General features: G+C 62.4%; 14 protein-coding genes. 5 read left to right on the top strand and 9 right to left on the bottom strand.

The window, feature by feature from the left end; genetic code table 11:
* Positions 1–28: 28 nt before the first annotated feature.
* The 6 genes from JF539_RS25720 to pobA all read right to left on the bottom strand — a co-directional run bounded on the left by JF539_RS25720 (position 29) and on the right by pobA (position 4,811).
* The gene (locus JF539_RS25720; protein ID WP_207144007.1) at positions 29–865 is read right to left on the bottom strand and encodes a 3-keto-5-aminohexanoate cleavage protein; all 837 of its coding nucleotides are present in this window, start codon (positions 863–865) and stop codon (positions 29–31) included.
* Between the two features lie 227 nt (positions 866–1,092).
* Entirely contained in the window at positions 1,093–1,713 is a 621-nt protein-coding gene (gene pcaG, locus JF539_RS25715) for a protocatechuate 3,4-dioxygenase subunit alpha (protein ID WP_207144005.1), read from the bottom strand.
* Between the two features lie 2 nt (positions 1,714–1,715).
* Positions 1,716–2,441, bottom strand: a complete 726-nt coding sequence (gene pcaH, locus JF539_RS25710; RefSeq protein WP_207144003.1) for a protocatechuate 3,4-dioxygenase subunit beta — start codon at positions 2,439–2,441, stop codon at positions 1,716–1,718.
* Between the two features lie 33 nt (positions 2,442–2,474).
* Entirely contained in the window at positions 2,475–2,858 is a 384-nt protein-coding gene (pcaC, locus tag JF539_RS25705) for a 4-carboxymuconolactone decarboxylase (RefSeq protein ID WP_207144001.1), read from the bottom strand.
* Positions 2,851–3,642 carry a 3-oxoadipate enol-lactonase gene (gene pcaD, locus JF539_RS25700; RefSeq protein WP_207143999.1) on the bottom strand — a complete coding sequence of 264 codons (792 nt, stop codon included), beginning with the start codon at positions 3,640–3,642 and terminating at the stop codon, positions 2,851–2,853. The genes pcaC and pcaD overlap by 8 nt, the downstream gene beginning before the upstream one ends.
* Positions 3,642–4,811, bottom strand: a complete 1,170-nt coding sequence (gene pobA / locus JF539_RS25695) for a 4-hydroxybenzoate 3-monooxygenase (protein ID WP_207143998.1) — start codon at positions 4,809–4,811, stop codon at positions 3,642–3,644. The genes pcaD and pobA overlap by 1 nt, the downstream gene beginning before the upstream one ends.
* 99 nt (positions 4,812–4,910) lie before the next feature.
* Here pobA and pcaQ point away from each other — a divergent pair, with 99 nt between their 5' ends.
* Positions 4,911–5,831 (top strand): pca operon transcription factor PcaQ, encoded by a 921-nt coding sequence (pcaQ, locus tag JF539_RS25690; RefSeq protein ID WP_207143996.1) that lies wholly within the window; start codon positions 4,911–4,913, stop codon positions 5,829–5,831.
* Positions 5,832–5,857: 26 nt separating this feature from the next.
* Here pcaQ and JF539_RS25685 read toward each other — a convergent pair whose 3' ends face one another.
* On the bottom strand, positions 5,858–6,484 hold the full coding sequence (locus tag JF539_RS25685) for a response regulator transcription factor (protein ID WP_207143994.1): 627 nt from the start codon (positions 6,482–6,484) through the stop codon (positions 5,858–5,860).
* Complete coding sequence (locus JF539_RS25680) at positions 6,481–7,863, bottom strand: histidine kinase (RefSeq protein ID WP_207143992.1); 1,383 nt, start codon at positions 7,861–7,863, stop codon at positions 6,481–6,483. Before JF539_RS25680 ends, JF539_RS25685 begins: the two co-directional genes overlap by 4 nt.
* A gap of 270 nt (positions 7,864–8,133) precedes the next feature.
* Between JF539_RS25680 and JF539_RS25675 the strand changes: the two genes are divergently transcribed.
* Genes JF539_RS25675 through JF539_RS25660 form a run of 4 tightly spaced genes read left to right on the top strand, consistent with a single transcriptional unit; the run spans position 8,134 to position 11,032 of the window.
* A complete protein-coding gene (locus JF539_RS25675; protein ID WP_236042680.1) occupies positions 8,134–9,279 on the top strand; it encodes an ABC transporter substrate-binding protein in 1,146 nt (381 codons plus the stop codon).
* A 10-nt stretch (positions 9,280–9,289) separates the two neighbouring features.
* Entirely contained in the window at positions 9,290–10,267 is a 978-nt protein-coding gene (locus tag JF539_RS25670; protein WP_207143990.1) for a YVTN family beta-propeller repeat protein, read from the top strand.
* Positions 10,268–10,300: 33 nt separating this feature from the next.
* Complete coding sequence (locus JF539_RS25665) at positions 10,301–10,750, top strand: hypothetical protein (protein ID WP_207143988.1); 450 nt, start codon at positions 10,301–10,303, stop codon at positions 10,748–10,750.
* A 15-nt stretch (positions 10,751–10,765) separates the two neighbouring features.
* Entirely contained in the window at positions 10,766–11,032 is a 267-nt protein-coding gene (locus JF539_RS25660; protein WP_207143986.1) for a PepSY domain-containing protein, read from the top strand.
* A 104-nt stretch (positions 11,033–11,136) separates the two neighbouring features.
* Here the strand turns inward: JF539_RS25660 and JF539_RS25655 are convergent, their stop codons facing one another.
* On the bottom strand, positions 11,137–12,084 hold the full coding sequence (locus tag JF539_RS25655) for a GlxA family transcriptional regulator (protein WP_207143984.1): 948 nt from the start codon (positions 12,082–12,084) through the stop codon (positions 11,137–11,139).

The following is a 12,084-nucleotide window of genomic DNA, read 5'->3' as shown; positions in this document are numbered from 1 at the left end:
ACGGAGGCTTGAGGAAAGGAAGCCGGGATCAGGCCGCTTTCAGCGGGATCTCGAGAATCTCGCGCGCCTGCTGCCAGGTTGCGACCGGCCGCTCGTATTTGTCGCAAAGCTCGACGGCCCTTTTGACGAGAGTGGCATTGGACGGCGCAAGATGATCCTTGTCGAGCCGGATATTGTCCTCAAGTCCTGTGCGGGTGTGCCCGCCGGAGGCAATGCACCACTCGTTGACCGTAATCTGATGGCGCCCGATCCCGGCGGCGCACCATTCGGCCTCCGGAGCCAGGCGCTGAACCGTCTTGATGTAATAATCGAACACGTCCCGGTCGACGGGCGTGGCGTTTTTCACACCCATGACGAACTGCACATAAAGCTTGCCGGGAATGCGGCCGTCCCTGTTCATCGCCGCAGCCTGGTGGATGTGGCTGAGGTCGAAGGCTTCGATCTCCGGCTTGATGTGGTGTTCGCGCATTTCGCTCGCGAGCCAGTCCACCAGATCCGGCGGGTTTTCGTAGACGCGTGTCGGGAAATTGTTGGAGCCGACGGAAAGCGAGGCCATGTCAGGCTCAAGCGGCAGCATGCCGCCGCGTGTCTTGCCGGCGCCGGAGCGGCCGCCGGTCGAGAACTGAACGATCATTCCCGGGCAGTGCTTTTCCAGCCCTTCTTTGAGGCGAGCGAATTTTTCCGGGTCGGAGGACGGCGTCTCGTCGTCGTTGCGCACATGGGCATGCACGATGCTCGCGCCCGCCTCGAACGCCTCCTGGGTGCTTTCCACCTGCTCGGCAACCGTGATCGGCACTGCCGGATTGTTTTCCTTTTTGGGGAGCGATCCTGTGATCGCGACGCAGATGATGCAGGGTTTGGTCATTTCGCTCTCTTGTCACCCGTTCGATCGGTCCGCCGGCAGCCTCAGACAGGCCGGCCGCTTCCTCGCAACGCCGGATATTCCCATCCTGAGGAGACCCGGAAGGTTCGGCTCGAAGGTGGGCGGCAGGCCCGGACACCCGGTGCCGATCCTTCGAGGCAGTCTTGCCGGCTTCCTCGGGATGAGGTTTTTGCATGTCTCCCGCAGTCTAGGCTGCGGAAAACTCTTGTCTAGATATCGAAGAAGACCGTTTCGTCTTCCCCTTGCAGCTTGACGTCGAACCGGTAGACCGTCTTGCCGTCCCGTTCGGTCTTCTTCGCGATCAGGGTCGCCCTGCGCTTTTCCCACTCGATCGTGTTGATCACCGGGTCGGCCGCGTTGGCCGCCGCTTCGTCCTCGAAATAGATCCGGGTCTGAAGGCCGATATTGATGCCGCGCGCGACGATCCACAGACTGATATGCGGCGCGGAGACCTTGCCGTTCAGATCGGTGACCGGGCCCGGCTTGATCGTGTCGAAGCCCCATTCGCCGGTTTCGAAGTTTGTGATCACCCGGCCCCAGCCGCGGAAACCTTCCTCAACCTCGCCCGGATGTTCCGGATGAGCGTAGATGCCGTCCGCGTTGGCTTGCCAGGCCTCGAGCAGCACATCCTTGATCGGCGAGCCGGTCGCGTCGATGACGAGGCCTTCGATGCGGATGCGTTCGCCCTTGGCGTTCGGTCCCGCAATGTCCCAGCCCAGCTCCTGGCGGTAGATGTCGAAACCGGCGGCGCCCGGTGCCAGACCGATATGGACGTAGGGACCGGCGGTCTGGGAGGCGGTCTGTTTCAGATAGTTCAGCTCCTGCGGCATGATCAGTTGCCCTCCAGGCGGTTTTCGAACAGGGTCGAGCGGCGTCCGCGCAGCACGATGTCGAACTTGTAGGCGATGGTGTCGAGGGGGATGGTGCCGTTGTAGTCGAGCTTTGCGGTCAGCTGCTCGATGGCGTCCGGATCCGGGATCGTTTGCACGATCGGGCATCTCGGGATCAGCGGATCGCCCTCGAAATAGCACTGGGTGATCAGCCGCTGTGCGAAGGCCGAGCCGAAGATCGACATGTGAATATGGGCCGGGCGCCAGTCGTTCACCCAGTTGCGCCACGGATAGGCGCCGGGCTTCACAGTTCGGAAGTAATAGTAGCCGTTCTCGTCGGTCAGCGTGCGGCCGCAGCCGCCGAAATTCGGATCGATCGGCGCGAGATAGGTGTCCTTCTTGTGGCGGTAGCGGCCGCCCGCGTTGGCCTGCCAGATTTCCACCAGCGTGTTGGGGATCGGCTTCGCGTTTTCGTCCAGCACGCGCCCGTGCAGGATGATCCGCTCGCCGATGGGGCTCTCGCCCGGCTTGGCGTAGTTGCCAAGAAGGTCGTTGTCGAGCGGATCGATGTCGTTATGCCCGAACCGGGGCCCGGTCATCTCGTTGATCGATGTTTCCAGGCTGATCAGCGAATACTGCGGCGACCGGGAGACGCTGGTCTTGTAGTCCGGCGTCTTGGCTGGCGGGTGCAGTCGTCTGTCCCACTGGTAATATGGACCTGGTTTCATGATCTCTCCTCCTGCTCAGACCGGGTCACGGGTCTATTGGCTGTTCCGTTCCATCTCGGCGTAGGTTTCCCTGGCGATCTTGAGCGCCTGGTTGGCGCGCGGAACGCCCGCGTAAATGGCGACATGCTGAAAGGCTTCGAGCACGTCCTGCTTGCTGGCGCCGGTGCGGGCTGTCGCCCGGATATGCATGGCGATTTCCTCGAAGTTGCCGAGCGCGGCAAGCAGCGCGAGCGTGAGCATGGACCGCTCACGCCGGCTGATGCCGTCGGACGCCCAGACGTTGCCCCAGGCGCCTTCGGTGATCAGCGTCTGAAACGGTTCGTCGAACTCCGTCTTCGCGGCCTCCGCCCGGTCCACATGCTCCTCGCCCAGAACGGACCGACGAACCTCCATGCCGTTGGTAAATCGATCAGACATGGAGGTCCTCCTTCAAGAAAGTCATGAGATGGTCGAAAAAGGCATCGGGCCTTTCGACGCAGGGCAGGTGCCCCGCTCCGGCGATCTCCACATAGCGGCTGCCGGGAACAAGGTCGGTCGTGGCCCGCACCAGGGCGGGCGGGCTGGCGAGATCGTCCGAGCCGCCGATGCCGAGAACGGGAAGGCGCAAGGCCGATGTCGCGGCCGTCAGGTCGGTTCCCGCGATTGCCTCGCAGCAGCCTATATAACCTTCGGTCGGCGTCCGGGTCAGCATGTGCCGCCAGGCAAGGCATTCGTCGCCGTTTCGGAAGCCTTCGGAAAACCAGCGCTCCAGAATGGGGTCGGCAAGGCTTTCAATTCCGCCGTCGCGGATACGCCCTATCCGCTCCTGCCACATGGCGGCCTCGCCCATCTTGGCCGCGGTATTGGACAGAACCAGGCCCTTCACCCTCTCCGGCTGACGGCTGGCGAGGCTCTGCCCGATCATGCCGCCGATGGAAAGGCCGACGAAAACACAGGAACTCACGCCGAGCCTGTCCAGCAGCTCTTCCGTATCCCGAACCAGGTCGTCCATGGTGTACGGCGCCTGCGGGCAGGACGACAGGCCATGGCCGCGTTTGTCGAAACGGATCAGCCGGTAGCCTTCGCCGCCCAGCCTGTCGATGAGCTTGTCCCAGAGCCTCAACTCGGTGCCGAGCGAATTGGCGAACACGATCGGCAGGCCCTTGGCATCGCCGTCCTCACGCCAGTGCAGGTCCGCGGATGTCAGGCGCGCGATCCTCATCAGTAGGGCAGCCCGACATAATTCTGCGCGAACCAGGTCTGCGCGGTCTCATTGTGATGCAGCGACTCGATCTCCGCCCGCTGCATCTTCAAGTCGAACGCGGACTGGTCCGGGAACCGGTGCAGCATGTTGGTGGTCGACCAGCTGAAGCGCTCCGCCTTCCAGATCCGGGCCAGGGCCTTTTCGGAATAGCTGTCGAGGCCCTCGCTGTCCTTGTCCTTGTAATACCGCACGAGGCCTTCCTTGAGGTAGTGCACGTCGGAGGCGGCGGTGTTGAGGCCCTTGGCTCCGGTCGGCGGCACGATGTGGGCGGCGTCGCCGCACAGGAACAGCCGGCCCCAGCGCATCGGCTCGCTGACGAAGGAGCGGAGCGGCGCGATCGATTTCTCGATGGACGGTCCGGTCACCAGCTTGTCGGCGACAGCTTCCGGAAGGCGCCGTTTCAGCTCGTCCCAGAAGGCCTCGTCGCTCCAGTCTTCCACCTTGTCGGACAGCTCGCACTGGACGTAGTAGCGCGACAGCTTCTCGTTGCGCATCGAGCAGAGCGCGAAGCCGCGGCTGGAGTTGGCGTAGATCAGTTCGTCATGCACCGGCGGTGTCTCGGAGAGTATGCCGAGCCAGCCGAAGGGGAACACCTTCTCGTAGTCCGTACGCACATTGTCCGGGATCGTCTTGCGGCTGATACCGTGAAAGCCGTCGCAACCGGCGATGAAGTCGCAGTCAATCCTCTGCTCGGCGCCGTCGAGGGTGAAGGTCACATAGGGCGCGTCCCGGTCGGCGTCGTGGATCTGGACGTCTTCGGCCTCGAAGATCGTTTTGGCGCCGACGGCATCCCGGGCATCGTAAAGGTCCCGGGTCACTTCCGTCTGGCCGTAGACCACCACGTTCTTGCCGATCAGTTTGTGAAAATCGACCGCGAACAACTCGTTCTCGTAGGAAATGCAGGTGCCGTTATGGATGAAGCATTCCTTGTCCATACGCTCCGCCACGCCGGCCTCGCGCATCATGTCGACCAGCCCCGTTTCCAGGATACCGGCGCGGATGCGGGCGAGCACATAGTCGCGCGTCTTCCGTTCCAGAATGACGGTTTCGATGCCTTTGAGATGCAAGAGCTGTCCGAGCAGCAGCCCGGACGGGCCGCCCCCCACGATGACCACTTGGGTGCGCATGTTTTCCTCCACGTATTATCGGTATATTGAATGTTCAAAATTGAGAAGTAAAATGAGATATTGAGCGGTTTTGTTTCTGGAAAAGGAAAGTAAGGTCCCGTGATCGACCGGCGTATCAAATTCCGTCACATCCAGTGTTTCGTCGAGATCGCCCAGGAGCGCAGTCTCAAGCTGGCGGCCGACAAGCTGGCGCTGACCCAGCCGGCGATTTCAAAGACCCTGAAGGAGCTTGAGGACATCGTCGGCGCGACGCTGATGACCCGCAACCGGGCCGGCATCGCGCTGACGAGGCCAGGCAAGGTCTTCCTGCATTTCGCGCAGATTTCCCTTGCCAGCCTGCAGCAGGGCCTGGAAGGGGTCGAGCGCGAGGGCGACCTTGCGCGCCCCACCTTGAAGGTCGGCGCGCTGCCGAGTGTCGCCACGAGTTTCATCCCGCCGGTAATGATCGAGTTTTCCGATCTGGCGCCGGATGTGATTGTCCAGATCGTGGACGGACCGCATGCCTATCTGATCGAGCGGCTGAAGATGGGCGAACTCGACCTGGTCATCGGCCGCCTCGGCCGCCCGTCGACCATGGAGGGGGTTTCCTTCACCCAGCTCTATTCGGAGACGGTCGATCTCGTGGTCCGCGCCGGCCATCCGCTGTTGGAAGCCCCGGACATCAAGCGCATCGTCGAGTGGCCGGTCATCTATCCGCCGGAAGGCGCCGCCATTCGCCCGCTGGTCGAACGCTACCTGATCGCCTGCGGCGTCGGTGAGATCCCGAACCGGATCGAGACCGTCTCCGGCGCCTTCGGCCGCGTCCATACGCGCCGCACCGATGCGGTCTGGATCATCTCCTCCGGCGTGGTCCAGAACGAAACCGCCGACGGCCACCTCGTCCGCCTGCCGTTCGACACCGGCATGACCAAGGGCCCCGTCGGCATGATGACCCGCCCCGACGGGCAACCGAACGCGTCCGAACAGGTCTTCCGGATCGCGATGCAGACGGTGATCGGGAAACTGGGGTTGTCGTCGTGAGGGCGATTAAATGGATGCCTGACGCCCTAACTGACCACGCCGGCGGAAATCGCGTAGCGGATCAGTTCCGTTGTGCTCCTGGTGCCGAGTTTCTTCTTGATCGCGGAGGAGGCGTTGGCCGCGGTCTTGTAGCTGACCCGGAGCGCATCGGCGATCGACTGAAGGTCTTTTCCCTGTCCCAGCAGGCGCAGAACCTGATGCTCCCGGTCCGTCAGCATCGACAGCGGGTCGGCGTGGCCACCGATCCGGGTGGTGGCGACGGCGACGGCCATGTCATGGGCAAGATAGATCTTCCCCGCTTCCAGCGTCCGAACCGCCTCGAGGAAATCTTCCGGTCCCGAGTTCTTGGGCAGGTAACCGGACGCTCCTGCGGCCAGCGCCTTGGTGACGAAGGCAGCCTGTTCGTTCATCGAGAAGATCAGGATCCGTGCATCCGGCGCCAGGCGCAACAGGGGATCGATCAGGTTCAGCCCTCCCAGACCCGGCATGCCGAGATCGAGAACGATCAGGCCGGGGGCGTGCGACTTGGCCTGGGCCAGGGCTTCCTGGTCCGTCAGGGCACGCACGACCGGATCGTAGTCCAGTTCGCGAAGAAGCTGGCTGCATCCCAGATGGGTCACCGGGTGGTCGTCAACGACGAGAGCCGATTTCATGATGCCTCCTGCAGGTCTTCCCGGGTGTCGGAAGATAACAGCAGCGGAACCCTGGACAGCAGTCTCGTTCCGCCGCTCTCCGTTTTTTCAATGATCAGCTTGCCGCCCACGGCATTGATCCGGTCACGCATCGCGGTGAGGCCCCGTCCTTCGCTTGTGTTGTCGCTCATGCCCGAGCCGTCATCTTCCACCTGCAGCACCAGAATGGTGCCGGTGCCGGATGTTTTCTGACCCAGAGACACAAGGATTTGGGTGGGGCTGCCGTGGCGAAGGGCATTGGTCACGCCTTCCTGGAAGAAACGGTAGACGGTCAGGTCGACGATCTCCTGTGTCTCCGGCAGGGCATCCGGCAGGTCCACCCGCCAGCCGACAGCGGGATGGGTTTTTCGGAACGCCTGGAACAGATCGGCCAGGGCATCGACAAGCGGCAGTTGGCCGATCGTCATGGGTCTGAGCGTTGTCAGAAGCCGGCTGTTCGAGGCCTGAATCTGGGCGACGATCGACTGGATCGCCGCCGCATCCTGGCCCAGGTCGGGATCGTCGTTTCTTGCAGCTGTCCGTGCGATCGCGGAGGCCTTCACCTTCAGGCCGAACAGACAGGGGCCGAACTCGTCGTGCAGCTCCATGGCGATTGTGCGCCGTTCCGCGTCTCCAAGCTCCACGATGCGGCGGTTCAATCGCGCCCGGTCCGCCTCCGCTGTCTCCAGGGCTTCGGAGAGGTCGTCAAATCCCTGAAAGATCGGCACAAGATCCGCACAGGCGCTGTGTCCCAGTCTGACGGACTGATGTCCGCCACCGAGTTTGGCAAGGGCCAGGCGCATCATGTCCAGGGGGCGTAACGTGCGCCTGATCAGCGCCACCATGGTCAGCGCGGAAACCAGCGCGGTGCCGGCAACAATCCAGAAGATGCCCGAAACGTCGTGCCAGACTTCGGCAATCTCGTCGCCGGGCGCTGTCGTCAGGGAAACATAGCCGTGAAGCGTGCCGTTCGCCTCGACCGGAATTCGCGTTTCCCTCAGCCCGGGCGTCACCAGCCGCGCGAACCAGGCGGGCGCGGCATCGGGGGCTTCCGCCTTGTCCATATCCCTGAGCGGCAGAACGCCCCTGCGTGCGTCAACGAGTGCGATCTCGACATGCCGGGGTTTCACCAGGGTCTCGGCAAGACTGGGCAGGACGTTTGACGGGGAAGATTGCTGCAGCGCGTAACCCAGGGACGAAAGGACAAGCGCTCTCGCGCTTTTCGCGCCCGATCTGATTTCGAGCTCAACGGCGTCTCTTGCATTTGTTACGAGGAGCGCCGTTGTCAGGGTCAGCGCGACCATGTGAACCAGGCATAAGCTCAGGACGACCTGATTTTGCAGATGCATTCGTGCGAACACGACCGTTTTCCCCCCTACGTCATCGCGCGATGGTAGCGCCAGAAACGGCGTCCGTCGATCAGAGAAGGGAATTTGGGAACATTCGGCAACCGGATTGCCGAATGTTCCCGTGAGCTTTTGGGAGGCACGGCGCGCTGAGCGGGTGCTAGCTTCATGGCGGTGAAATGTTGGGAAGGAGTGGGGGACATCGAACATTCGGCCATACGCCCGAGACGTCTGGTAAGCAGGCCGCAATGCCTGGGACTGAGGCTTGTATCTTCCATCCTTATGATGTTTGTGGCGACACTCCCTGCCGCGGCATCAGAGATTCAGGCCGCCGTCCTTCGGATCGATTATCCCGCGCTCCTTCCCCTTTCCCGGCTCGATCTTCCAGAGGAGGACCGGGCGTTCGCCGGTGCCGAGCTGGCGACGGAGGACAACAATACCACCGGTCGTTTCCTCGGACACACATTCGAAACCAGGACGGTGGCCGCCACCCCGGAAAACGCGCTTGCCGAGTTCCAGGCCCTGGTTGATGCCGGATACCGGCTGATTGTCGTCCTGGCCGGGGCCGACGACCTGAACGCCCTGGCCGACGCGGCGCCTGACGATGCGCTCCTGCTCAATGCGCGGTCCGGAGATACTTCGCTGCGGTCCGAAAACTGCCGGGCGAACGTGGTTCACGTCGCGCCAAGCGATGCCATGCGTGCGGACGCGGTCAGCCAGTTTCTGGTCTGGAAGCGGTGGACGGATTGGTTTCTGATCGGTGGTTCGAACGAGAAGGACCTTCGTCTGGCCGAGGCCTACCGCAAGGCGGCGGAAAAGTTCGGCGCGCAAATCGTTGAAGAACGCACGTTTCAGGATACCGGCGGATCGCGGGTCTCCGATTCCGGGCATGTGCTGGTTCAGCGCCAGATCCCGACCTTCACCCAGAAGTCATCCGGGCACGATGTGGTCGTCGCCGCCGACGCAAGTGACGTTTTCGCCGAATACCTTCCCTATCATACCTGGGATGCCGCGCCTGTCGCCGGGGCGGCGGGCCTGCGTCCGGTCACCTGGGCTCCGACCCACGAAAGCTGGGGCGCGACCCAGATGCAGCGCCGGTTTGAGAAACTCGCCGGGAGGCACATGGGGGAGGAAGACTACCAGACCTGGCTCGCGCTCAGGATCCTTGGTGAAGCCGTGACGCGGACCGGGCAGGGCGATGCCGCGGCCTTGCGGGATTATATTCTCTCCGAGGAATTCGAACTGGCTGCCTTCAAGGGCGTGCCGGTGACCGTGCGCCCCTGGAACGGTCAGGTCCGTCAGCCGATCCTGCTGTCCAATGGCCGCATGACCGTGAGCGTCTCTCCGCAGGAGGGTTTCCTGCACCAGGCTTCGGTTCTCGACACGCTGGGGCTCGACGCTCCGGAATCCCAATGCAAGGAATTTCAATAAGGAGTACCCGATGACCGGACGCCTGCTCGCGACCGTCTGCCTTTCCGTGCTGCTCGCCTCGCCGGCCTGGGCCAACAAGGTTTTCGTCAGCAACGAAAGAGGAAACACCGTCACTGTCATCGACAGCGGCTCCTGGGAGGTTCTGAACGAGTTTCCGGCGGGGAACCGGCCGCGGGGAATAACGATCAGTCCGGACGGAAAACTGCTCTACGTCTGCGCGTCCGACGACGATACCGTGCGTGTCTTCGATACCGAAACCTACGAGCAGCTTTACACGTTGCCGTCAGGGCCGGATCCGGAACTCTTCATTCTCAATCCCTCGGGCAATCCCCTTTATATCGCCAACGAGGACGACAACCTCGTGACCGTGACCGACACGGAAAACCACTCGGTCATTGCCGAGGTGCCGGTCGGTGTCGAACCCGAGGGCATGGGCATCAGTCCCGACGGGAAGTGGGTCGTGAATACGTCGGAGACGACGAACATGGCGCATTTCATCTCCACCGAGGACTACCTGATCAAGCACAACGTGCTGGTCGACCAGCGCCCCCGCTACGCGCAGTTTTCAGCGGACGGAAAAAAGCTCTTCGTAACCGCGGAAATCGGCGGTACGGTCAGTGTCATCGAGTTCGATGAGGAGGGGACGCCGGGTATCACGCACAAGATCAGGTTCGAAGTCCCGGGAGTGTTGCCCGAATGGCTGCAGCCCGTCGGGGCCAAGATCACCGCGGACGGGAAATGGCTGTTTGTGGCGCTTGGACCGGCAAACCGGGTTGCGGTGGTGAACGCAGAAACCAATGAAGTCGAGAAATACATCATCGTTGGCCAGCGTGTCTGGCAACTCGCCTTCACGCCGGACGAGAAATACCTGCTCACGACGAACGGAAACTCCAACGACATCACCGTGATCGATGTCGAAGCGCAGGAGGCCATCAAATCCATTCAGGTGGGACAACAGCCTTGGGGCGTCGTCGTGCAGCCGAATTAATAGAATTAATAAATGATGGGGAGAGAAATCTTGATGAAATCGATATGTGCCGCCGTTCTTCTGACGGGTCTTGCGGCGCCAATGACGGCCTCGGCAGCACCCCTTTGCGACAATCTTGGTTTTGCGGGGCTGCTGGCCGCCTGTAACCGGGGGGAGCCGATCGAACTGACACTGGCGTCGGGCAAGCCGCTGTCGGAAAAAGGGACCTACACCCTTCAGTCGGGCGCCTATTACAAGCTCATGATCACCGCGGACGGATCGGCTGAACTTGCGATTTCCGGCCCCGATTTCTTTCGCGCCATCTGGATGAACGAGATCGTTATCAACCAGATCGAAGTTCGGCCCATGGCGGTGGACAGTCTCGAGTTCGATGCCGCGGGCACGGCTGAACTGTCGTTCGTCGCCATCAAGCCCGGCAGCCATGTGCTGAGAATTCCGGGGTCAACAGGTGACTCCCAAAAGGTCACATTCAACATTCAATAACGGGAGGTTTTTTCAATGAAGACAGGGATAGTCGCTATCGCCGCAACGCTGGCCTTTTCGGTCGCCGCCTATGCGGCGGGCAGCGGAGACGAAGAAGTCAGCGCGGAGACCGAAGCCGCGATCATGGCGAAACTCACCGCCATGGAGTGTCAGATGGCGCCGGATGACATCGAGGTCACTGAGGACGGTTACGAACTCGATGACGTGATCTGCAAGGGCGGCAAGCAGTTCGACATCGAACTCGACAAGCAACTGAACGAAACCGGTCGCCGGGCCGAATAAAGCGAGTCAGGCCGATCTCCCCGGGGCATGGGTTTTCCGGGGAGATCGGCGCAGTTTTCCATCCGGCCCTCTTCGCGGTCGCTGCCCAGCCACGGGCTCCATCCTTACCCCCGCCCCCGGTGCCCCCTCGGCGCCACGCCAAACTCCTGACGGTAGGCCCGCGTCATCGCGCTGGCGTTCCGGTAGCCGCAGCGTTCCGCGATTTCGGCGATGCTGAGCCGCGTCAGTTCCACCAGCCGGCGTGCCTCGCGCAGGCGGATGGCCTTGTAGACGGCGAGTGGGGTCATGCGCATGTCCTTCCGGAAGCATTCCTCCAGAACCTTCTGATCCACCTTCAGCCGGCGGGCCACGTCCGGAATGGGGAGCGGTGTCTCGATGGAGCGGCGCATCAGGGCGGTGGCGTTGCGCACCAGTGCGTCGGAGGTCAGCCGCTGGATCGGGTCGTGCAGGTCGAGCCGGTCGCCGTGCATGAACAGGGCGGCAACCTCCAGGGCGAACATCGGGCTGTGCCGGCGCTTGATCAGTTCAAGCGTGAGCTCGATGGCCGTGGATGCACCACCGCAGCTTGCCAGATCGGGTTCGATGACAAAGCGGTCCTCGACGGCGTCCACATGGGGAAAGGTTTCCGAAAAGGCGCGGAACTCGTCCCAGTGAATGGTCGCCCTGCGGCCGTCGAGCAGCCCGGCGGCGGCCAGGAGCCACGATCCGGCGTCCATGCCGACGAGGGTCTTGAAGCGCGTGCGGGCGGCCCTGAGCGACCGGCTCATCCGGGGTGTCGCATAGTCCGCGTAATGGTAGCTCGGAATAAGGAACAGGAAGTCGCCGCCGGGCTGCGCCGCGCTCAGCGATCCGGTCTCGATCGGCAAGCCGCTGGACGAACATACCGTTCCGCCGTCCAGGCTGAAGATCTCCCAGGCATAGAGCGGCTGCCTGGCGATTGCGTTGGCGGCGCGGAAGGGCTCTATGGTGTTGGCGAGGCAGTGGTTGGAAAAGGCCTCGAACAGCAGCACGGAGATTTTCTGGGTCGCTCGCGAATTTTCCGAAAACTGCAT

This window comes from Roseibium aggregatum (assembly GCF_017309185.1).
Classification (GTDB): domain Bacteria; phylum Pseudomonadota; class Alphaproteobacteria; order Rhizobiales; family Stappiaceae; genus Roseibium; species Roseibium aggregatum_B.
Note: the sequence above shows the minus strand (reverse complement) of the source record. Positions and strands in the feature narration are given on the sequence as shown.